Below are 24,090 nucleotides of genomic sequence, written 5' to 3' on the forward strand. Positions count from 1 at the left end.
CGTCATTGCGATATGACCTGTAATTGTACATGATTACCCGTTCTGTTCAAACTGCAATCATACTTCTAACAGAATGCGCATATCCTCATCTACCGTAGAGATGCCAGCGATGCCAAAGTTATCTACCAGCACCTGAACTACATTCGGAGATAGGAAGGCAGGCAAGGTTGGACCGAGATGAATATGTTTGACGCCAAGATGCAGCAGGGAGAGCAGGACGATGACTGCTTTTTGCTCATACCAAGCGATATTGTATGAGATTGGCAGATCGTTGATATCGTCTAGTCCGAACATTTCTTGCAGCTTCATCGCAATCACGACGAGCGAGTAGGAGTCGTTACATTGCCCGGCATCCAGTACACGCGGAATCCCGCCAATATCGCCAAGCGGCAGCTTATTGTATTTATACTTGGCACAGCCAGCGGTCAGAATGACGGTATCCTGCGGCAGTTCCTCGGCAAAACGAGTGTAATAGCTACGCGATTTCATTCGACCGTCGCAGCCCGCCATTACGACAAAGCGCTTGATTGCACCGCTGTGTATCGCTTCGGCAATCTGGTCTGCCAATCCTAGCACCGTTTGATGCGCGAAGCCGCCGATGATCTCGCCCTGCTCCAGCTCGGTCGGCGGCTCGCATTGCAGCGCCTGCTCGATGAGTAGGGAGAAGTCCTTCGGTGCACCGTTCTCACCATTTGGAATATGCTGCACACCTTCATATCCGGTATTGCCAGTTGTGTATAGACGATGGATATAGCTGCTTTTTGGTGGCACGATACAGTTGGTCGTCATCAGAATCGGGCCGTTAAAAGATTCAAATTCACTCGTCTGCTTCCACCACGCATTTCCATAGTTACCGACAAAATGATCGTATTTGCTAAATGCAGGATAATAGTGGGCAGGCAGCATTTCGCTGTGGGTATACACATCGACACCTGTACCTTCGGTCTGTTTGAGCAATTGCTCCATGTCGTGGAGATCATGCCCGCTGATCAGAATACCGGGACGCTGACCGACACCGATATTGACTTTGGTTATTTGCGGATGACCGTAAGTGCTAGTATTCGCCTGATCCAGCATCGCCATCGCATCGACGCCAACCTTGCCTGTTTCCATCGCCAGAGCGAGTAGTTCTGGTACGCCGAGTGTATCGTCCAGCGTAGCAGCCAGAACACGGCGCATAAAGCGGTCGATTTCGATATTGCTGTAATTCAGATGACCGGCATGATACGTGTAAGCTGCCATGCCTTTTAATCCATACATCAGCAGTTCCCGCAGAGAGCGGATATCTTCATCCACGGTACGTCGCACACCGGCAGTCATTGCCGCATGTTCCAGCTCCTGATCGGTATGCCCACTCCAGGTTGCCGCATCGGGAATAATCGTATTCGTTGCTGCTGCGGTAACATCATATTCGTGTCGTACGCGATCCCGTAGTTCCAGTGCAGTACGAATATGATTCAAGAAAAATGCTTTATCAAAATTCGCATTGGTAATAGTAGTAAACAACGCATCTGTTATGAATAGAGAAACTTCCTGTTCCAGTACATCGGATAGACGTGCGTGTTCAGCTAACCACGAAATTCCTTTTAACGAATACAACAGCAAATCTTGCAAATTAGCAACATCGTACGTTTTACCACAAACGCCTTTGATCGTGCAGCCTGTACCTTTGGCGGCTTCCTGACACTGAAAGCAAAACATCGGTGTGGAATATGGTAAATTATCCTGAGCTTGCATGTTATGACCTCCTGATTGTGAACATATTTGTGTTCAACATGGACTGGTGTTGTACACATCGCAGCGCGTATCGCTGCATCCTGTGTTCAGCATATCGTGTTCACAGCAGGTGCCGAGTGATTACAATCACTTTATGCAAAAAAGTAAAAAAGACTACCTTCATGTCATTGCAACATGAGGTAGCCTTTTTATTAATACAAATTAACATACATAATTAATGAAATCACCATGGATAAACTCCGTCTTCATCAAAAAATCCGCCAGTCGGACCGTTATCATCTAATGTAGCAAGCTGAATAATAATTTTAGCTCCATCCTTGCCTGTACGTTCACCCATATTATTACTAAGTGCACTATTTACCAATCCAGGATGAGCAGCATTGATTTTGATTCCTGTGTCACGCAACTCATCTGCAAAAATGATTGTTGCACCATTTAATGCAAGTTTGGATGTACAGTATGCAAAAGGTTTTGGAGAATTTACATCATTTAAATATTGAAAACTGCCAGCAGCACTGGATGTATTAACAACACGTCCAGCTTTAGACTGTCTTAGAAGTGGAATTGATAATTGTGTTAGACGAACAGCTCCAAGGAAATTTGTATCGAAAATTTTTTTTACAGATTCCATAGAAATATTAGATGCTGAAAAATTATGTGCATCACTATCTGAAGAAGCAATTCCAGCATTATTTACTAGTACATCAAGACGTCCATGTTGCTTCTGAATTGTATGGATAGCTGAAGTCATTGAATGTTCATTAGATACATCTAACTGTATAAAACGAACATCACCATCAGAATGTAAATCATTCGCTGCTTGTATGCCCATTTCTTCATTACGACTGCCCAAATATACGATCATACCCATTTGCGCCAGTCCACGTACGACTTCAAAACCAATCGATTTGTTTGCTCCACTGACTAATGCAATCTTTTTATCCATATAAGTATCCCCTTCACATGTATGTTATCCGTCAGGTGTTGTTTTTTGAATATATATGCATCATAATATTTTATGAAATGAGCTTCAACCATCAAATTACTTATAAAATGTTAGGTAAACAACACAAAACTTAATTTTTGTTGCGAAACGGAGAGGAATTATGATTCAAGAGGATCGTAGAATACGCAAGACTAAAAATGCATTGATTAAAAGCCTAATGATACTGTTAAACAATAGAGATATTAAAAACGTTACTGTAACAGATATTTGTGTTAATGCTGATATAAATAGAAGCACATTTTATCAGTATTATAATAATCCTTTTGATATGTTGGAGCAGATCGAAGAAACTATATTTAAAGATTTTATCAACAAATGGGAGAAGTCTAAAATCGATAGTGAAATTCCAGACATTTCAGAATGGTTAGAAATTATTTATACTAATCAAAGTTATTGTAAGTTAATTTTTAGGAAGACTTATCATTCGAAAATGCTTATAAAATTACTGAGTATTTCAGACTACGAGTTTCAAAAAAATATAAAAAGTATGTATCCTAACTTAGAAAAAAGAGAAGTCGAGTATATATGTGATTTTTGTTCTTATGGTACAGTAGCGATTATTACAAAATGGATAGATGAGGGATTATAGAATCTATTGAGCATATTGCAAATATGATTAGCAGGTTAACTAATAATGCACTTAGAATGTCTAAATGACAAAATTTTGTTCTTTATTCTGAAATTATTATTAAAAATAGTAAAGAAACTACTCTCTTTACTATTTTTAATGGATTTATTTTAATGAATATATTACTAAAGCAAGTATGCTCCAATTAGTCTGTCGTCATCTGATTCTGGACTAGCTGGATAAACTGCTTGGCAGCGTAACCGAGGAACTTGTCATTCCGGTGCATAATGCCAATATGACGGATAGGCGGGAAATCTTCAATTTTGATCAGTCGTAATGTTGGATCGTTAAATGATTTCGATAGCGAATACGGCTGTAGACAAGCGCCTACATTGGAGCGGACAAAGCCGTACAGAGAGGAGGCAGTGGACGTTTCTACAATAATATTCAAGTTCATCCCATGCTCCCGGCAATGCGTTTCGATCAGCTCGCGCGCTTTGAAGCCTTTTGGGTAGGCGATCAGTGGCAGGTTGCCCAGCTGCTCCAATGCTACCGACTTGCGTCCAGCCAGTTCATGTCGCTCTGACACTACAAGTACGAATTCCTCGGTATACAGCGGAATCGTTGTTAGTCTTGGATCGCTGAATTCGATTAGTGTAATGCCAACATCGACCTGATTGCTAATGACCATATCGGCAACCTCAATCGCGGAGAATATTTTCAAATGCACCTTCGGAAATTGATGGTGAAAATCGATCAAGATCGGCGTGACACGATAATCCAGCTCTGCTGCCATCAGCCCGACCACCAGATTGCCACCATCATACTGGCGCAGTCCATTGATCTCATCATAGGTATCTTGTAGCTTCAACAGAATACTGCGCGCCTGCTTGAGCAGAATGTAGCCTGCTTCGGTAGGAGTGATGCGTTTACCAATCCGGTCGAACAGCTGCATACCTAATTCTTCTTCTATTGTCCGGATCTGAATGCTTAGCGTAGGCTGGGTAATACCTAGCTTTTCCGCAGCACGGGTAAAATGAAGCTCCTCGCAAACCGCTACAAAATACTCCAGTTGTCTTAGTTCCATTGCTCATTTCCCCTTATCATTGCTTTTGTCTATCATTATATTATTTTTGATTTATTTTTCCAATCCATCATATTCCGCGTCCTGTATACGAATTTTCGTTTTTTGGACACATGTAAGCGATATCTTGATTAAGAAAGAAGTTGTAAAAATGAAATAAATATTCTGTATTTTCATATTAATCATAGTTTTTGTCAATGATAAATTATAAATTGATAGAAAATATTCAAATTCAGCCTTTACAATATGTCAAAATGATACTATTATAAATATTGTGATTACTGTTGATTACCAAAAATAACAACTAGTAAAAAAGTAAGAAAGAAGGCTGTTAAAATGAACGCTTTTTATCTTGATCGTGATGGATCTCTACGTACTGTATTAAAAGGAAAAGATGTACTGGCTAACCCAACCTTGAATAAAGGGGTTGCCTTCACAGCGGAGGAACGCAAAGAACTCGACTTGAACGGAATTCTGCCTCCAACCATTTTGACAATTGAAGAACAGGTGAATCGGGTATACGAACAATTGCAAAACGAACCGAACAACCTGCGCAAAAATATTATGCTGAACGACCTGTCCAATCGTAACGTTGTATTGTACTATCGTCTGCTGAGCCAGCACCTGAGCGAAATGCTGCCAATCGTATATACACCGACTGTCGGTCAATCGATTCAGGAATATAGCCAGCAATATCATAAACCGGGCGGCGTCTATCTCTCGATTGACAACATGGACGGCATCGAAGAAGCATTCCGTAATTCTGGTATGCAGCCGGGTGACGTTGATCTGATCGTAGCGACTGACTCCGAAAGTATTCTCGGTATCGGTGACTGGGGCGTAGGCGGTATCAACATCGCTATCGGCAAACTTGCTGTATATACGGCGGCTGTTGGGATTAACCCAAGTCGTGTACTGCCTGTCGTACTGGATGCCGGTACGAACAACGACAAATTGCTGAACGATCCGCTGTACATTGGGAATCGTCATGAACGTATTCGTGGCGAGAAATACGACCAATTTATCGACCGTTATGTAGAAACTGCCCGTAAGCTGTTCCCGAACGTACTACTGCACTGGGAAGATTTCGGTAATGTGAATGCACGGAATATCATTAACAAATACGGCGATAACATCCTGACCTTTAACGATGATATTCAAGGTACAGGCGCGGTAACACTGGCAGCCATTATGTCCGGTGTACAAGTAAGCGGTACGCCGCTGCGCGATCATCGTGTACTCGTATTCGGTCCAGGTGCTGCCGGTATCGGTAACGCTGACCAGATTCGCGATGCAATGATGAAAGAAGGACTGTCTCAACAAGACGCGGAACAGCGCTTCTGGGCATATGACTATCGTGGTCTTCTGACTGAACAAACAGAGGGTGTATTGGAATTCCAGAAACCGTATGTTCGTCAGCTATCCGAAGTGAGTGACTGGGCAACCGATGCAGATGGCAAAATCAGCCTGCTGGAAGTCATTCGTCAGGTGAAACCAACGATTATGATCGGTACATCCGGCGTAACCGGCGCATTCAGCGAAGCAATTATCAAAGAAATGGCAAGCCATGTGGAACGTCCCATCATTATGCCAATGTCGAACCCGACTTCACTGGCAGAAGCTGTTCCTGCTGATCTACTGGCATGGACAGATGGTAAAGCGCTAATCGCCACCGGTAGCCCGTTTGCGCCAGTAGAATACAACGGCGTTACGTACGAGATCGGTCAATCCAACAATGCGTTTGTTTTCCCTGGACTTGGTCTTGGTGCGATTGTTGCCAAAGCTAGCATATTTACAAAAGGCATGTTTACCGCTGCCGCTGATGCGGTTGCTCATGCAGTCGATTCTTCTGCACCGGGCGCATCCCTGCTGCCACACGTCAAAGATTTGCATACGGTATCGTTTGCCGTGGCTGTTGCCGTCGCGAAAGCAGCGATTCAAGATGGTGTTGCGAACCATACTCCAGATGATGTGGAGCAAGCGATCAAAGACGCCATGTGGCATCCGGTATATCGTGATGTAAAAGTTGCCGAAATGTCTCAGGTTGGCTAATTCAGAGACGGGCATTGCTATAGAAAAGGTATCCAAAACGCGTCAAAGAGTGGAAGAGAAACGCTACAAAAAGAGAGAAACATGGAGTCAACGGAGAGAAATGATAAAAGCATCGGAATACCGGGTATGGATGATGCCCGGAATTATTCCCTTACCGTATTGCCGCGGTTTGTAGATATGTAAGATGCAAACACGCTGTCAGCTGCCACATACACACAATTATGCGACTGACTTCCGTTTGCATCGCCTGGCTGCCTGTCCTTATGGATGGGCAGCCGCCCTTTTGGGCATTACACAACATAGCGCAACCATAAGATGGAGGTCCTGTAATCATGTCAGTCGGTCATATCTTTGTGATCTTAATTCCGATTTTCTTTGTTATTATTCTTGGGTTTCTGGGCGGACATTTCAAAATATTCAATTCCGCCTCGTCCAAAGGTTTAAATACACTTGTTACCAAATTTGCATTGCCTGCGCATCTGTTTATCGGTATTACAACAACGAGCAAACAGACGCTGATCGAGAAGTGGCCATTTTTCATGACCATGTTTCTCGGTATTATCGGCTTCTATGTTGTGATGCTGCTAGTGATGCGTCTCGTATTCAAAATGGATCTGAACAAAGCATCCATTTTCTCGCTCAACTCGACACAACCGTCGTTTGCTTTTATGGGGATTCCCGTTCTGGGCAGTCTGTTCGGAGCCGCGGAAGTTGCCATTCCCATCGCGATTACAGGGGTTGTTGTCAACGCACTACTTGATCCTATTGCCACAATCGTTAGCTCGGTCGGCAAGAAAACACAAGCAAATAGCGAAAAAGAAGGGCATAAAGAAGGTCTGCTGAAGCTGACTGTGCATTCGATTTTGCATGGTTTGCGTGAGCCGCTCGCTTGTGTACCGTTGCTTGGTGTAGTCCTGACGCTGCTTGGTTTCCAGGCACCGCAATTGCTGCAAGATTCCCTTGATCAGATCGGTGATATTACTTCCGGTGCTGCCCTGTTTGCTATCGGTGTAACTATCGGCTTGAACCGTATCAAATTTAGCGGTAGTGCTATTGGCATCTCGCTGTTAAAAGTGGTTGCACTGCCAATTCTCACCTTTGCACTGGCGCTGGCATTCGGTCTGTCGTCAAATGATGTAACGATGGCAGTTCTGCTCGTATCCTTCCCAGGTTCAGCTGTTGCTGCGATGATCGCAACTCGCTTTGAGACACTGGAAGTCGAGACAGCTTCGTCCTTTGTCCTCAGCGCTGTCCTGTCACTGATCTCACTACCAATTCTGATTTCCATTTTGCTTTGACAGATGAGGTAGTTGCAATTTTAGATGATTTTTGGATAAATGAGATTTGAATGATTGTGCTACACTACTGAATATCGTTCTGGTAACTGTAGAGATTGTTTTATAGAGCTGGGAGATAAGCATCTTAGTGTGATATAGATAAACAAGCTGTCGTTGTTACGATATAGATGAAAAGCTGCTGTTGTATTGAAGGAATATACTTCGATACGATGGCAGCTTTTTATATTACAGTATGACTTTCGCATCGTAGACATGACGTTTATATCGTTCTCATCTGATATCGATACATCACATGATATACGTCTACGTATGCTTGTACAGATTCAGATGACGCATTATGATAGACATATTAACTTTTTACATACACAGACTACATGCACAGAGCCGGATACAACCGGTCATAGCGAAAAGGAGTGGTACGATGTCCAATCTATTGCGTATCCGTCCCTATGAACAGGATGATCTCGAACCTATTGCGGAGCTGATTGTGCATATTCAGCAGCAGGAGTATGGCATTGAGATTACGCGCGAGGATCAGCCTGATTTGGCGAACATACCGCAATTTTATCAGCAGCAGAACGGCAATTTCTGGGTCGCACTAGATGGTGAGCGTGTCGTCGGAACGATTGCACTGGTCGATATCGGTGGGCAGCAGGTCGCCCTGCGCAAAATGTTCGTGCATACCAATTATCGGGGCAAAGTGTGGAAAACTGCACAACTATTGCTGCAACAGGCAATCCAATGGGCGCAGCACAAGCAAGTGACCGATATCTATCTCGGCACCACTCCGCAATTCAAGGCAGCGCATCGCTTTTATGAAAAGAATGGATTTATAGAAGTGACAGAGCCGCAATTGCCGGAAGCTTTTCCAGTGATGAAGGTGGACAAGAAGTTCTATCGCTTGTCGATTCGGGATGCTAAGGAAGATTGAGGATGTGAATTAGGACGTAGATCAAGTGGAAGTGGATTTTTATAAAATACATCATCTGACAGTGACAGTACAGAGCAGACTCATCATGCTAGAAGTAAAAACAAACGCAAAGCTAAACAGAAAGTTAACAGAAAACCTAAACCAAAGAAACTCACGAGAAAGCTTCACAGTTCACGCTGTGGAGCTTTTTTCTTCTTGTTCTTCTGTATTCTTCGGCGTAATCTTCAGCAGTTCCATAGTTGACAAAAAGAACGATGAGGAATATATTGATAATCATTAATCGTAATTATTACGATTTAGAGTAATGGATGTGACCTTATCCATTACGAATACAGGAAGTACAGTCATAGAAGGTGGAGAAATGATATGGCATGGGAACAACGACTGGATTGCATTGTTGTAGGCGCAGGCGCTGCCGGAATCGGTATTGGCGCTGTGCTGAAGGAGATAGGATTAACCCGGTATTGCATTTTGGAAAGGGGAACGATTGGCTCGTCTTTTCGCGCGTGGCCAGAGGAGATGCGGCTGATTACGCCTTCATTTACCGGCAATGCGTACGGGATGCTAGATCTGAACGCGGTAACGCTGCACACGTCGCCTGCGTATACGCTCGGTACGGAGCATCCAACAGGTCGAGAATATGCGGAATATTTGCAGGCAGTTAGCGATTATCATCAACTCCCGGTACGTACTGGTGTTGATGTACTGGATGTACAGCGATATGAAGATGGATTTCGACTGGATACATCCGAAGGAGTGATGTACGCCAGATTCGTGATCTGGGCAGCAGGTGAATACCAATATCCGCGCGTCTTTTCTATACCGGGCAGTGAATATGGTATCCACAATAGTCAGATTGTGAGCTGGCAGCAGTTGGATGGCGATGATTGGGTCATTATTGGCGGGTATGAGAGCGGCGTTGATGCTGCCATTCATCTGAGTCGACTAGGGAAAAAGGTAACTATCCTAGAGCGGCGCAGTCATCTGCTGAACAAAGGCAGCAGTGATCCGAGCGTGAGCTTAAGCCCCTATACAAAAGATCGGCTGCGCGCTGAAATGAAGCATGATCGCATTACCTTTATCGGCAACTGCAATGTGCAGTGGATCGAACCGGCAGACGGTGGCGGTTATGTGATGTATTGCGAGGACGAGCACGGTGGGCGTCATCAGATCAATAGTCCGCAGCCACCGATTCTGGCAACTGGCTTTGATGGCAGCTTGCGACGAATTGATCATCTGCTGCAACGTGATGAGCGTGGACAGGTGCTGCTTGGACGGGCAGACGAATCGATGGTGACGCCGGGATTGTTCGTTAGTGGGCCGAATGTGATGCACGGGCAATTGATGTTTTGCTTTATTTATAAATTTCGCCAGCGCTTCGCCGTTATTGCTCAGCAGATCGGTAATGAATTGGGATTGGATGTCTCGGTACTGGAAACGTATCGGAAGGAGCATATGTTTCTGGATGATCTGTCCTGCTGCGGGGAGAGCTGTACATGCTAAATGAGCAACAACGAGACGCTTCACACCAGCAATCGCTACAACAGGCAGTGTTGATCGGATTCGAATCCGCTGGCAAATCGGCACTATTTCGCAGTTTGAGTGGTAAGCATACAGGCACAGAAGCGAATGTGCGCGGCTCCACAGTAGTAACGCGCCAGACGGTATTGCGAGATGAACCATTACGTCTGATCGATACACCGAGCATCCGAATACAGGACGATAGCGAAACGACCAGCTTGGCGCTACATACGCTGGCTGCCGGAGATACAGTCGTGCTGGTTGTACGCAGTACACATGCCAACACCGAGCTACCGCTGCTGTTGAATATGTTAGATCTGGATGGCAAACATGTCGTTCTGCTACTTACGTTTGCCGACAAAACAGGGCAAATGGTACAGGAGCATGCAGATCATGTTCGGCGGGTGCTGGGCATTTCGGTATTGACTGCCGATTGCCGTAAGCTGGATTCGGAGCGCAGAGCATTGTTGATTCGAGCAATTCGGCAGGCGCGACCAATGAAGCGCAAACCGGTTCTGGCGGATTTGCCATTACCGATCGGACAGCAACCGCAGCATACGTTGCTAGAGCATAGAATCATTGGGAAATGGCTGGCTGCCGCCGCTCTGCTACTGTTGTTTGCTCTACCAGTCTACATTGCTTATGTGCTATCCGGCTGGTTGCAACCGCTGGCAGATACATGGGTGCTTGATCCGCTTCGCAGTAGCAGCGTACACTCTCAGGCATGGTTGAACACATTACTACTCGGTGATTACGGACTGCTTAGTCTGGGGTTGTACTCGTTTATTTGGGCGTTCCCAGTAGTGCTATGTATGAGCATCAGTGTAGCGCTAACGGAGGAGAGCGGACTAAAAGATCGAATAACCGATGCGCTGGATAGCTGGATGCGGCGCATCGGTCTGAACGGTCGCGATCTGATTCCGGTATTGAGCGGATTCGGCTGTAACGTAGTAGCGGTATTTCAAAGTCGTGCATGCAGTCGATGTACACGACGGTCCTGCGTTTCGCTCATTACATTTGGTTCGGCATGTAGCTATCAGATTGGTGCCAGCCTGTCGATCTTCAGTTCAGGTGGCAGACCGTGGTTATTTTTACCTTATTTGATCACGCTCGTGTTCGTTGGTGCCCTGCATACGCGGATTTGGAATCGCAGCAATGTACAGAATGCAGCTCCGGTGTATCAAGGACAGACGTTTTTGCAAATACCATCGTGGCGCGCAGTTCAGTGGCGGGTACGCGGAGTGATCAAACAGTTTCTCATGCAGGCGATGCCGATCTTTTTGCTAATCTGCGTGATTGCGAGTGGATTGCAGTGGAGTGGATTATTAACATGGTTAACTGCTGTCTGCGCACCGTTATTATCGTGGTTTCATCTGCCAGGTGGCGCGGCGGAGGGGATATTATTTTCCATTCTGCGCAAGGACGGTCTGCTGGTGCTCAATCAGGGCAATGGGCAGTTGATCGCCTCGCTTGGTGCAGCGCAACTGTTCCTTCTCGTATATCTTGCGTCGACGTTGACTGCGTGTCTGGTCACGCTGTGGACGGTGGCGCGCGAATTGGGAGTGGCTTTTGCGATGCAGCTTGCTAGTAAGCAGATGTTAACTTCGGTAATAAGCGCGCTGCTGTTAGGTTGGTTGATGATCGGCTTGTAATACGACAATGGCAAATATGGAAACGGGAGCGTGAAGCAGATGACGATGGATACGTTCACTATGTACCGAGTACGGCGGACGATAGACGGTTATATTCATGCCAAAGTACCTGCGCCAATGCGCACATCGGTACAGCTTGTTTACGATCTGGATGATCAGAGTCTGACATTGCATGAACAGTTGCCGGGAGTAAAACGTCAGATATGGGAAAGCACACCAGTTGCGCGCTTTGTACTGGTGGATGGTTACTGGCATGTGCATGCATTTCAACCAAACTCGCAGCAATGGCGTCCTGTGGAAGAGATTGCGCCGACACCTGATTTTGACCAGCAATTGCAAATGGTGGAGGAAGATAAACATCGGCTGTTCTGGCCGGAATGGACAGAAGAGGAGGAATTGGGATGAGACAGGATCAGCTCGGCGATCCACGGATTCCGGTTACGATTGTGACAGGCTTTCTCGGATCTGGCAAGACGACGCTGCTGAATCATCTGTTAACAGGCGACCATGGGCAGAAGATAGCAGTCATCGTTAATGAATTTGGTGAAGTCGGGATCGACAATGAACTGATCGTTCGTGCGGATGATGAGATCATTGAGATGAACAATGGTTGTATCTGCTGCACTGTGCGCAGCGATCTGGTGGATATTGCAGTTCAATTGCTGCATCGCAAATTTGGTCAATTGGATGAGATATCGAATGAAGAGCAGCAGGAAGCATCAAGCAAAGGAGACTTTGATCGTATTGTGATCGAGACGACGGGACTAGCAGATCCGGGGCCAGTCATTCAAACGTTTCTGGCGGAGGAGCTACTGGCACAATTCTACAAGCTGGATGCGGTATTGACGCTGGTGGATGCCTATCATGCGCATTTTCATCTGGATCAAGGGCCGGAAGCGAAGGCGCAGATTGCTTTTGCTGATGTACTGCTGCTGAACAAGACCGATCTGGTAGCTGAACAGCAGTTGCAGCAGCTTGAAGCGCGACTGCGCCGCATAAATGCTTATGCACCGATTCATCGCACTCAATATTCAAGTCTGAACATTGGGCAATTGCTCGGCATCTATTCCTTTGATGTGGAGCAGAAGTTGGAAGTCAGTCCCGACTTTCTACATGCGCATCATCACCATCATGAGGACGAGGTACAGAGTATTGTGTTACAGGAAGATCGACCGCTGGACTTGCAGCGTATCAACCGTTTTATCGACGAGTGGCTCATGCTGCATGCGGAGGATACGTATCGGTATAAAGGCATCGTGCATGTAGCGAATGTGGAGCAGCGAGTGGTGTTTCAGGGCGTGCATATGATGCTTGGTATCAATACAGATCGTAGCTGGCAACAGGAAGAACCGCGTAGCAGTCGCATCGTCATTATCGGCAAGCATCTGGATGAAGCATGGTTTCAGAAGCAATTCGCGGATTGTGTAGCCGAACCAGCAACGTATAGCCCGCCATCCATACCACCACATCCTGTACATCCGTCATCTTTTACCTGATCTGCAAAGGAGTCAACGATGAATACGAAGCAGCAACGTATAACAACCGATCTGAACGATTTCCCTCACAAACGCAAACTACCAACCAAATCCGAGCGCCTGAGGTTGTTCGGTTCGGTAGAGCCTATGCATGGCAATAAGCCTGTTCGCAAGGAACAGATGCATGATCTGCAAAATACACATAACGACTTTCTATTTGCGCTTGAAGGGGTCGGCATCGGCAATTTGCATTATCCGCTCGTTGTTCAGTCTCTACTGGCGCCGGAGCAGATGACGGTCAATGCTTGCTTTCAATTGACGACCAGCTTGCCATCGACTGCGCGTGGCATCAATATGAGTAGATTGACGGAGCAACTGGAGCAAGCGAGACGACGCGGATTGAGCGATCGTCTGCAAGAGCTGTGCGCATTGACTGTTGATCTAGCAAACGCCATGAATCAGCAGCATAGTCAATTGCATGTGACGTACGATTGGTTTTACGAGCAGGCTGCACCGATGACAGCATTAACAGGGCTTAACTCAGCAAAAGTCGGCTTGCACATCGCATATCATGATCACGATGATCGCTCTACGACCATCGATCATCGTGATCAGCGATCATTTGATATAGAAGCCAGTTTGCAGGTGCAGGTGACAACGCTCTGTCCGTGCTCCAAGGAGATTAGTGAATATAGTGCACACAATCAGCGTGGATACGTGGAATTTACCATCACGCCGATTCATAACCTTCCATACGATTGGAAGGAGCAGCTGTTGGAAGCGGCAACGAGCAATGCCAGCAGTTTGCCGTATCCGGTGCTCAAGCGTCCCGATGAGAAGCATGTGACCGAGCAGGCGTATGAGAATCCGCGTTTTGTAGAGGATATGCTGCGACTAACCGCCGCCGATCTGTATGAAAAAGATTGGGTGCAGTCCTTTGTCATCCGTTGCCGAAATGAAGAATCTATTCATCAGCATGATGCGGTTGGCACTGTCTCATATCGACGACCGGATGCAATGAACAATAGAAATCAGCAGTAAACAATAGAAACTAGTACAAACGATAACGTCTGACGATAAAGCCCATCATTGGAGTGAAGACAGAATGATTGCAATCAATGATCAGCTTACGCTGCTAGAGCTGGATATGGAATTTATGGGGAAGCAGAGCATCATTTATCCCCTGCTGATCAAGGATCGACAGTATCGTATGCTTGTGGATACAGGGTTGCCGGGGCAATATGCAGAACTGTCGTATCAGCTTCAGTTGGCAGGTACATCGCCAGAGTGGCTCGATAGTGTGCTGCTAACGCATCAGGATCTGGATCATATCGGCTGTCTGCCGGAATTGGATGTCGCCAATCAGTATGCCACCTTCTATGCACACGCACAGGATGCACCGTATATTCGCGGTGACATTCCGCTGCTCAAACATAATGTTGTGCCATGGCAGTCATCGTTGTCTGTCCTGCCGTCTGGACGAGTCGACCGTTATGTGACGGATGGGCAGAAGTTCAACATAATGAGCGGAATCGAAGTGATTCATACACCGGGTCATACATCCGGGCATGTCTGCCTGCTGCTAGAGCGTGAGCGCGCACTCGTAGCGGGTGATCTGGTCTTTTATATCGACGAGGAGCTGGTATTACCGCCAGTACAATTGACGGAAAATATGCCGCAGTCAATCGCTTCGCTGCACAAGCTGATGCAGTATGATTTTGACACATTGATCTGCTATCATGGCGGCGTTTGTCATGATGGGAAGGCAAAGCTACAACAATTATTGGATCGTTTGGCGGTATGTCAGATGAACGGCTAGATTCTCTCCGTTTATTACTCGTTATTGTTGAAAAGGAAACAATAACGCCATATAATGGATGTATCAGGAGGGATCGTTTATGGACAAACAGGAACAGGTTATGCAGGAGTTCCGCGATTTATTTAACAAAATGGTGTGGCTCAACAAGAGCAAGATGGAAGTAAGCCTGAGAGGGCATACCTCATCAGAAGTGCACTGCCTTGAATATATCGGCAAATACGAAGATCCTAACGTGACCCGATTGGCAGAAGCTTTTTATATGACGCGCAGTGCAATTAGCAAAATGACCAAAAAGCTGATGGAAAAAGGCTTGATCGAGAGCTACCAGAAATCAGAGAACAAAAAAGAAATTTACTTCCGATTGACACCGAAGGGCAAAGCGGTCGATCAGATTCATGAAGAGCTACACCGGGAATTTCAGGAACGCGATCAACCAGTGTTTGAGCAGATTACAGATGCACAATACGACGGTATGCTTCGTTTTATCGATCAATATAGTCGTCATCTGGATGAACATATTCGCAAAGTGGAACACGACACCAAGCATATTATTTAATCTCTTTGGACACAATCAACAGCCATCCTCATATGAGGGTGGTTTTTTTATTTTGTATTTTTGTTGACAAGGAAACAAAATAATTCCATGATATTGTCAACCAGGAAACAAAATAACTATTCAAGGAGAGATCAACTTGTCCAAATCAACCTCTAATCCCAACTCTTCCACACCGGAACCCGCTGTCAATAAACAGGCACTCGTATTCGGTCTGATCGCCGTATTTCTATGCGGGATCGGCTTTAGCATTATTATGCCAGTGGTTCCATTTCTCGTTCAGCCTTATGTTAGTTCGCCGGGGCAGCAGGCAACAGTCGTGACGTTACTGCTATCCGTATATGCCTTTTGCGTCTTCATCGCTTCGCCCGGACTCGGCGCACTGAGCGATCGTTTCGGTCGTCGTCCATTACTGCTTATCTGCCTGTTCGGTTCTGCCATCGGTTATATCGTATTCGGTATCGGTGGCGCGCTATGGGTACTGTTCCTCGGACGCATCATTGAAGGTCTGACGGGCGGCAGTATCGGCACGATCTTCGCTTACTTCGCCGACATCACTCCGCGTGAGCAGCGTACCAAGTACTTCGGCTGGGTTGGCGCAATGACAGGCGTCGGTATCGTTATCGGTCCTACAATCGGCGGACTGCTTGCTCATTTCGGCTATGCGGTACCGATGTACTTTGGCGCTGCTATCACGCTTGTTACGATGATCTACGGTCTGATCTATATGCCGGAAAGTCTGGACGTGCGCCATCGCTTACCTCGCATGACAGCATCTCGCTTAAACCCGTTTACCCAGCTGTTCACTGTAATGTCTATGCGGAATCTGCAACGTCTGCTATTGTCAGCATTCTTGCTCTGGATTCCGAACGGATCGCTGCAAGCAATCTTCTCCCAATTCACAATCGATAACTTCCACTGGCAACCGACCGTGATCGGTTTGATCTTCTCCATCATTGGTATTCAGGATATCGTCTCGCAAGGACTTATCATGCCACGCCTACTCAAAAAGATGAGCGATTCACAGATTGCCACACTAGGCATGGTTGCAGAGATTGTCGGCTATATCTTTATTGCTGCATCAGCGATCTTCAGCTTCTATCCGCTGCTCATTATCGGTATGCTTGCCTTCGGCTTCGGCGATTCGATCTTCGGACCATCCTTTAACGGGATGTTATCCAAATCGGCAGAGGCGAGTGAACAAGGGCGTATTCAGGGCGGTAGTCAATCCATCCAATCGCTAGCACGCATTATCGGTCCCATCGTTGGCGGTCAGATCTATGTATCGCTCGGTCATACCGCACCTGCCTTTATGGGCGTAATATTGATCAGTCTGGCAATTCTCGTTTTGTATCGCGGACGCAAGACATACCAATAATCGTCTCACCAAAAAGGGCATACCCAAAAGTACAATATACAACTGCCCACACCTGATATAATGGAGTAGACAGGTGAAAGGGTGAAACTATGCAGAACAGTCATCATTTTTCGGGAATCGCTCGTGAAGCCAGAAAGATTACAGTACTCTGGATATTCATTATCCAGATCGGAGTCAGCATTATCGTGACCGTTGCCAGACAGAGCGCGGTACATGTAGGCATTTTGATGTTGCTACTGTTTGCGTTTATGGTGATGAACTGGTTTTTCGACCGATTTTCGCAAAAATGGGTATGGCTTTATTTTACCGTTCAGGTATTGCTGAGCGTATCCACTATTTATTTTTCCCATTATGGTTATGCGCTTGTACAGCTGGGCTTGTATCCGCTGCTAGCAGGGCAATTTCTATATGCGTATTATGACAAAGTGAAAATGTTCTTCTTCATGGCGCTCGGCTATGCGATCGTATTATGGTATACGTTGACGACGGATGGAGTAGCTGGACTAGCATTATCGCTATCGCTCGTAACCGTTATGAATATTATTGTCATCAGCATCGTGAATCTCATGCTGCGGCAGTATTATGCCCGCGTGCGTACCCAGAATTTCTTAGAAGAATTGGAAAAAGCCCATCGGCAGGTGGAAGAATTGACCGTTGCCAATGAACGTCAGCGGATGGCGCGCGATCTGCATGATACGTTGGCACAAGGATTGGTTGGTATTATCATGCAGTTGGAAGCGGTACATGTGCATCTAGGCAAAGACAATACAAGCCGTGCGCGTGAGATCGTCTCGTCTTCGATGGACAATGCGCGTACCACGCTGGCGGAAGCTCGTGAGGTGATTGACAATTTGCGGCTGCAATCGACGGATGATACCGATTTTGGTCATTTGCTGCAAAATGAAGTGAATCGTTTTCAGGCAGCGACAGGGATTGCGATGCATACTGAACTTACGATTCCGCAGGAGCTGTCTCCACTGCAAATGGAGCATAGTTTGCATATTGTACGCGAATGTCTGACCAATATTGCACGTCATGCCGAAGCGCATTATGCCGCATTGTGGCTCGGCTTACAGGATGAGCATATGCTAATTCGTGTCGTCGACGATGGACGTGGACTGGACACGTCGCAGATAGGCAAGCAGCCGGGGCATTACGGTTTGCTCGGTATTCGCGAACGGGTACGTATTATGTATGGGAACTTGAATATTATGCCCAATAAGCCGAAGGGCACGATTATTGAGATTGAGATTCCGCTCAGATAGGAGGGTGACATGAAATATAAAGTACTGATCGTTGACGATCACTTTGTCGTTCGTGAAGGGTTGAAGCTCATTCTGGAAACGAGCGACGATTATCAGGTTGTTGGCGAAGCAGAGAACGGGCAGGTTGCGGTACGGCTCGCACAGGAGCTACAACCGGATGTGATTCTGATGGATCTGAATATGCCGATCATGGACGGATTGGAAGCGATGGAGCAATTGCAACAACAGCAGTGCACCATTCCGGTTGTTATTTTGACTACGTATAACGAAGACGATCTGATGGTCAAAGGGCTGGCGATGGGCGCGCGTGGCTATTTGCTGAAGGATTCTAAGCGTGAGAATCTGTTCCGTACGCTGGATTCAGCGATTCGCGGCGAGACGCTGTTACAGCCGGAGATTATGCAGACTGTCTTTCAGGCGCGCAGCAAAGCAATGACGCCGACTCCGCCTGTACGTACTACAGCCAGTTCATCAGGCTATAGCGCTATCCTGTTATCTGATCGGGAAAAGGTTGTATTGCAGGCGATTGCACATGGACATCGGAGCAAGGACATCGCCTTCGATATGGGCATATCTGAACGCACGGTCAAGGCGCATCTGACGAACATTTATAACAAGCTGGGCGTCGATTCCCGAGCACAAGCGGTAGCGATTGCAATTGAAAAGGGCATCGTGCATCTGTAAATATACAATTTGGAGAGCAAGTAGCATGCAAGGATCAAATGGACAGCTGAAAATGAATCCTGTCACCAATCATCGCTCACCATAACAGTCATAGCTCCAACCCGTGTTTACACAGCACACTCATCCTCAGGGATGAGTGTTTTTTGCGTACTGCTGCAAAAAGGGCAATCCGCAACTGCCCTTTTGGGCAGAAAAGTAAAAAAGGGCAGTTGCACGTATGGACGATTCCGAATTTTGTCGATTTTGGTAGTGTGGAATACAGGAGTGCAGATCATATTAACGATTATGGGAGGATACTGGAAGTATGAATAGAAAATGGCCGATGGCCTTCACATCCGTGGTGCTGGTTGCCAGTCTGGCAGCCTGTTCCAGCGAACCTGCGGCGGTAGAGCCAACAACGAGTACCGTGCAGATGACAACGGTCAAAGAACAGCCACTTAATGCGAGTTATGATTTGTCCGGTACACTGACTGCTTATGAGCAGACCCCGGTGTCCTTTCAAACAGCTGGAACCGTATTAAGCGTAAGTAAGGATATTGGCGATACCGTTAGCAAAGGCGAAGTACTCGCCCGATTGGACACTGCCGATCTACAATTATCTCTGCAAAATGCGCAAGAGGATGTATCCGCAGCGAACGCTTCACTGGCAAGCGCCAAAGCGTCCCTGAGCGATGCCCGTGCGGGACAACAATCTGCGGCAGCAGGTGTATCATCGGCGCAGGCGAAGCTGGAAAGCGCCCGCATCAGCGAACAGGACGTACAATCCGGCGCTCGTTCGCAGGAGCTTGCTCAGGCGCAAAATGCAGTAAGTCAGGCACAAACTGCTTACAATCAAGCGAAGACTGAAGCGACTCGTTCGCAGACACTGCTCGATAACGGTCTGATGACCCAACAGGATTATGAAAAAGCACAAACCGCGTTCTCCGATGCCCAAACTGCACTTAATGATGCGCAGGAGAAATTATCCCTGACGCAGGAAGGCTCCAGCACAGCAGATCGTGCCAAAGCTGCTTCTGCTGTCAAAGAAGCAGAGGTCGGCATCCAGAGTGCGCAGGCAAGCGTCGAACAGGCAAATGCCGCGGTGAGTAAAGCGAATGCTGGTGTGCAGCAGTCGCAAGCAGCATACGACCAGAAAGTCGTCGCCGTGCAAACCGCAAAGCTGAACCTGTCTCGTGCGAGTATGAAGGCGCCCGCATCTGGTACGATTTTGGAGAAAAATCTATCCGTCGGTCAATCGGTTAGTGCTGGCGGCGGTGGAGGTAGCAATGGCAGCTCTCCCTTGTTCCAGATCGGCGATATTAGCAAGCTGAAGGTACAGCTTCCAGTGGCGGACAGCGATATTGCCAGCTGGAAAGTCGGTCAGCAGGTAAGTGTGCAATTGTACAACGATGTGCGTACAGGCAAAGTAACAAGCCTGAGCCCGCAAACAAACGAAAATACCGGCTCGATTAACGTGGAGGTTGTGATTAGCAACCCGCAGCGCGACTGGAAACCGGGACAGGTTGTGAATGCATCCCGTCAAACTTCTGCACAGCAGGGCATTCTATTACCAACCGAAGCTGTGATCAGCTCCGGCAACGATCCGTACGTATTCAAAGCAGTCAACGGCAAAGCGGTTCAAACGACCGTCAAGCTGGGCGAAGTCTACAACAATCAATATCAGATTACTAGTGGTCTGAAAGTCGGCGACAAAGTCGTGACCAGCGGTGCCGACCGCCTATTTAATGGAGATGAAATTACCGCCGGTGCATCTGATTCTAGTGCCAGCAACGGTTCAAGTACTACCGGAACGAACGAAACCAGCAGTCCCGCAGCCTCTAGCAATGGAGCTGACAGTGAGGCTGGTGCACAATGATCAAATATTTTGTCCAGAAGCGTAAAATTACGATTTTGTTCTTCGTGATGCTGATTATTTTCGGCGTCGCACAGGTTAGCCAGCTACCCAAACAGCTGATGCCCGACGTTATTGTCAAAACAGCTACCGTCACAACTACCTACGCAGGTGCTACACCTGAGCTGATGGAGCAGACCGTAACAGAAGTATTAGAGCAGAAGATCAAGGAAGTCACCGATCTCAAGACGATCTCATCGACATCTAGTAATGGGGTATCTCGTATTACTGTACAGGCGGAGGATGATGCCGATGCAACGGATACGTGGAATGAGCTGCGGCGCAAAGTCGAGGACGCACAAGCGCAATTGCCACAGGATGCCGATGCACCAGTCGTGAACGACAATCTGACGCAATCGTTCGTCAAATCGTACGCCATTTATGCCAAAAACAAAGACGATCTGTACGCACTGAATAATCTGATGACTACTTGGCAAAGTCAGCTGCGCTCGGTTCCCGGCATTACGCAAGTATCCATCGCCGGTATTCCTGATCAGCAGGTGCGCATCAGTGTGAACATGTCCAAATTGCAGCAATACGGCATCTCGTGGGAAACGGTGCAGCAGGCAATTCAAGGAGAGAATAACCGCGTACCAACCGGTAATCTCACCTATGACGACCGTACTTACCAGATCACCGTAGATAAGTCGACTGATTACAGTCAACTTCAAAATATTGTCGTTTCCCAAAACGATAACAGTATCCCTGTCTATCTGAAGGATGTCGCAACGATTGAGCTAGGTAAAGCAACCGAAACCCAGCTTAGCTATTACAATGGCAGCCCGGCAATCTCACTCGATATTAGCAGCCAGACTGGTTCTGACGTGCCAACGATGGAGGATCGCCTGAATACGAAGATGGCTTCATTAGAAAAAACATTGCCCAGCAATGTGAAGATGGAGTCGCTATTCGCTCAGAACGATGAAGTGGATCGCATTTTCAAAGATTTGATCAAGGAAATGATCATTGCGATCATCGCCGTTATTCTAATCTGTACGCTCGGTATGAACTGGCTGACTGCCGGATTCGTTGCATTGGCGATTCCAGTCTCGATTGCGCTCGGTTTGATCTTCTTGCCGGGATTGGGGATTACGCTCAATCAGATTACGATTGTCGGTCTCATTATCGTACTGGGGATTCTCGTCGATGATGCGGTCGTCGTGAATGACAATATCGAACGACGGCTATCCACACTTGGGGAGAGTCCAACCGACGCAGCGATCAAAGGTACGAAGGAAGTATCCGTCTCGATTATTACGGCTACACTCGCTACCATCTCGGCATTCGTACCTCTGATGCTGCTGCAAGGTGATATGGGTGCCTTTATCCGTCCGATTCCGACGGTTATCTCGCTCTGTATGCTGGCGTCGATGATTATGTCGCTCACGATCATCCCGATCTTCCGTCAGTGGTATGAAGAGCGTCAATTGGAACGTGGTAAGCGCCGTCTGGATCGTCCTGCCGGTATTCTCGGTCGTCAGATTCAGGCGATTAGCAATAGTTATGCGCATAAGCTAATGCCACGTGTATTGAAAAAGCCGCTTCTGATTGCATTGATCGGTCTGATTGTCAGTACTGGCATTTATGGACTGGCAGCAGCTACACCGGTCGAGTTGTTCCCAACTTCCGAAGACCCACGCATTACGATTAGTGTCTCGCTACCATCTGGCACATCATTGCAGGAAACGAATAAGGTCATGCAAAGTATGGCAACATGGGTTGGCAAACAAGAAGGAATTGAGAAAACCGCTTATGCAGCCGGCGGTGGAGCACCACTGTTGTTCAGTGGCATTGGCGGCGGTTCAGGCAGTGGCACGAACACCGGTCAGATTCTGATTACCGGTAAGACCGGAATGGATATAGAACAGGTAACAGAGCAATGGTCTGACCAGCTCAAACAGCTATATCCGGGTATTGAAATCTCGGTCAAAGGCGCAGCACTTGGCGTATCCGTCGGTAAGCCGGTATCGATTCGCATTGCTGGTGACGATCTGGATGAACTGCGCAGTCTGACCAATCAGATCAAGCAAATTATCAGCGAAACGTCGGGCACATTCGGGATTACCGATACGATGGGCAATGACAACTACGCACTGGATTTTGTTGTGAACAAGCAGGCGATGGATCGTTATAAAGTCAGCTACAACGATCTGACCCAGACGCTGTTAATGATGGGAAGCGGCATTAATGTCGGCGACTTCGACAATGGACAGGATCTTGTGGATATCAAGCTGTATATGAATGATGCAGAGTCGTCCAGTCCGAATAAACTGCTACAACAGGTGAATGTCACCAATAGCGCAGGTACACAGGTACCATTGTCGCAAATCGTACAAATGAAGCCGGGCTTTACGATTCAGCAGATTGATCGTTACGATCTGCAACGCGTGAATACAATTGAAGCAGACGTAAATGGTCGTACCGCTACTGAAGTGATGGGCGACATTACACCGAAGCTGGAACAGATGAATTTCCCCGAAGGTTATACGTGGGAAGTAGGCGGGGAGACATCCGATCAGGCAGATACATTCGGCGATCTGGGGCAATTGTTCATCGTCGCGGTATTCATTATCTTTATCCTGATCGTGATCCAATTCTACTCATTGTCCATTCCATTTATTATTATGACGACTGTGTATCTGGCGGCGGCAGGCGCAGTACTTGGACTGTTTATTACCCAGACACCAATTGGCTTTATGGCGATTATGGGTATTATCGCACTCGCCGGTATCGTCGTACGGAATGGTATCGTTCTGATCGAGTTTATCGAGGATGCACGGCGTGAAGGTATGGAGCTAAAAGAAGCGGTGATTCAGGCAGCATCTGCACGTTTCCGTCCGATTCTGCTCACGTCATTAACCGCCATCGTCGGTATGATCCCAATCGCTACGATTGGTGAGCTGCTGTTCCGCCCGCTTGGCGTTGTTATTATATTCGGTCTGATCTTCTCAACGATTCTAACGTTGTTCGTCGTACCATCCTTGTATATGGTCGTTGCACAGTGGAAAGAAAAGCGTCACATTCGCAAGGCAGAACGCAAGCAGCAACGGCTAGAAAAACGCAAGCAACAGCAGCTAACGCCTTAATTGGATAACGACTGCAAGCTGGAGGCAGATCTAGATTCTGCCTCCTATTTGTACACAATCAAGCTGGAGGCAGATCTAGATTCTGCCTCC

General features: G+C 47.0%; 19 protein-coding genes. 16 read left to right on the top strand and 3 right to left on the bottom strand.

Translation table 11 applies throughout. The features are described 5' to 3' along the window. Positions 1-57: 57 nt before the first annotated feature. Together hcp and ACDE64_RS11160 are read right to left on the bottom strand one after the other, a co-directional pair. Entirely contained in the window at positions 58-1,737 is a 1,680-nt protein-coding gene (hcp, locus tag ACDE64_RS11155) for a hydroxylamine reductase (RefSeq protein ID WP_411350049.1), read from the bottom strand. A gap of 223 nt (positions 1,738-1,960) precedes the next feature. After that, a complete protein-coding gene (locus ACDE64_RS11160) occupies positions 1,961-2,683 on the bottom strand; it encodes an SDR family NAD(P)-dependent oxidoreductase (protein ID WP_411346528.1) in 723 nt (240 codons plus the stop codon). 160 nt (positions 2,684-2,843) lie between these two features. Here ACDE64_RS11160 and ACDE64_RS11165 point away from each other — a divergent pair, with 160 nt between their 5' ends. Next, complete coding sequence (locus ACDE64_RS11165) at positions 2,844-3,332, top strand: TetR/AcrR family transcriptional regulator (RefSeq protein WP_411350050.1); 489 nt, start codon at positions 2,844-2,846, stop codon at positions 3,330-3,332. Between the two features lie 184 nt (positions 3,333-3,516). Here the strand turns inward: ACDE64_RS11165 and ACDE64_RS11170 are convergent, their stop codons facing one another. After that, on the bottom strand, positions 3,517-4,398 hold the full coding sequence (locus ACDE64_RS11170; RefSeq protein WP_411346530.1) for a LysR family transcriptional regulator: 882 nt from the start codon (positions 4,396-4,398) through the stop codon (positions 3,517-3,519). Between the two features lie 333 nt (positions 4,399-4,731). Here ACDE64_RS11170 and ACDE64_RS11175 point away from each other — a divergent pair, with 333 nt between their 5' ends. The 15 genes from ACDE64_RS11175 to ACDE64_RS11245 all read left to right on the top strand — a co-directional run bounded on the left by ACDE64_RS11175 (position 4,732) and on the right by ACDE64_RS11245 (position 24,000). Further along, positions 4,732-6,447: an NAD-dependent malic enzyme gene (locus tag ACDE64_RS11175; RefSeq protein WP_411350051.1), complete on the top strand. Its 1,716-nt coding sequence runs from the start codon at positions 4,732-4,734 to the stop codon at positions 6,445-6,447. Positions 6,448-6,779: 332 nt separating this feature from the next. Further along, a complete protein-coding gene (locus tag ACDE64_RS11180; protein WP_411350052.1) occupies positions 6,780-7,745 on the top strand; it encodes an AEC family transporter in 966 nt (321 codons plus the stop codon). A gap of 421 nt (positions 7,746-8,166) precedes the next feature. Next, positions 8,167-8,676: a GNAT family N-acetyltransferase gene (locus tag ACDE64_RS11185; protein ID WP_411350053.1), complete on the top strand. Its 510-nt coding sequence runs from the start codon at positions 8,167-8,169 to the stop codon at positions 8,674-8,676. A 366-nt stretch (positions 8,677-9,042) separates the two neighbouring features. Then, entirely contained in the window at positions 9,043-10,179 is a 1,137-nt protein-coding gene (locus ACDE64_RS11190) for an NAD(P)/FAD-dependent oxidoreductase (RefSeq protein WP_411350054.1), read from the top strand. After that, entirely contained in the window at positions 10,173-11,849 is a 1,677-nt protein-coding gene (locus ACDE64_RS11195; RefSeq protein WP_411350055.1) for a nucleoside recognition domain-containing protein, read from the top strand. The genes ACDE64_RS11190 and ACDE64_RS11195 overlap by 7 nt, the downstream gene beginning before the upstream one ends. 39 nt (positions 11,850-11,888) lie before the next feature. Beyond that, positions 11,889-12,254 carry a DUF3024 domain-containing protein gene (locus ACDE64_RS11200; RefSeq protein WP_411350056.1) on the top strand — a complete coding sequence of 122 codons (366 nt, stop codon included), beginning with the start codon at positions 11,889-11,891 and terminating at the stop codon, positions 12,252-12,254. Next, positions 12,251-13,345, top strand: coding sequence for a CobW family GTP-binding protein (locus tag ACDE64_RS11205; RefSeq protein WP_411350057.1), 1,095 nt, complete (start codon positions 12,251-12,253; stop codon positions 13,343-13,345). Before ACDE64_RS11200 ends, ACDE64_RS11205 begins: the two co-directional genes overlap by 4 nt. Positions 13,346-13,363: 18 nt before the next feature. Then, the gene (gene folE2, locus ACDE64_RS11210) at positions 13,364-14,365 is read left to right on the top strand and encodes a GTP cyclohydrolase FolE2 (RefSeq protein WP_411350058.1); all 1,002 of its coding nucleotides are present in this window, start codon (positions 13,364-13,366) and stop codon (positions 14,363-14,365) included. A 64-nt stretch (positions 14,366-14,429) separates the two neighbouring features. Beyond that, positions 14,430-15,143, top strand: coding sequence for an MBL fold metallo-hydrolase (locus ACDE64_RS11215; RefSeq protein ID WP_411350059.1), 714 nt, complete (start codon positions 14,430-14,432; stop codon positions 15,141-15,143). A gap of 79 nt (positions 15,144-15,222) precedes the next feature. Then, positions 15,223-15,699 carry a MarR family transcriptional regulator gene (locus ACDE64_RS11220; protein ID WP_411350060.1) on the top strand — a complete coding sequence of 159 codons (477 nt, stop codon included), beginning with the start codon at positions 15,223-15,225 and terminating at the stop codon, positions 15,697-15,699. A gap of 130 nt (positions 15,700-15,829) precedes the next feature. Beyond that, entirely contained in the window at positions 15,830-17,074 is a 1,245-nt protein-coding gene (locus tag ACDE64_RS11225; RefSeq protein WP_411350274.1) for an MFS transporter, read from the top strand. 89 nt (positions 17,075-17,163) lie between these two features. Beyond that, complete coding sequence (locus ACDE64_RS11230) at positions 17,164-18,339, top strand: sensor histidine kinase (RefSeq protein ID WP_411350061.1); 1,176 nt, start codon at positions 17,164-17,166, stop codon at positions 18,337-18,339. A 9-nt stretch (positions 18,340-18,348) separates the two neighbouring features. After that, on the top strand, positions 18,349-19,023 hold the full coding sequence (locus tag ACDE64_RS11235) for a response regulator (RefSeq protein ID WP_411350062.1): 675 nt from the start codon (positions 18,349-18,351) through the stop codon (positions 19,021-19,023). A 304-nt stretch (positions 19,024-19,327) separates the two neighbouring features. Further along, complete coding sequence (locus ACDE64_RS11240; RefSeq protein ID WP_411350063.1) at positions 19,328-20,878, top strand: efflux RND transporter periplasmic adaptor subunit; 1,551 nt, start codon at positions 19,328-19,330, stop codon at positions 20,876-20,878. Continuing rightward, positions 20,875-24,000, top strand: coding sequence for an efflux RND transporter permease subunit (locus ACDE64_RS11245; protein WP_411350064.1), 3,126 nt, complete (start codon positions 20,875-20,877; stop codon positions 23,998-24,000). The genes ACDE64_RS11240 and ACDE64_RS11245 overlap by 4 nt, the downstream gene beginning before the upstream one ends. The last annotated feature ends 90 nt before the right edge of the window (positions 24,001-24,090 follow it).

The organism is Paenibacillus sp. WLX2291 (assembly GCF_046603665.1).
Classification (GTDB): Bacteria; Bacillota; Bacilli; order Paenibacillales; family Paenibacillaceae; genus Saccharibacillus.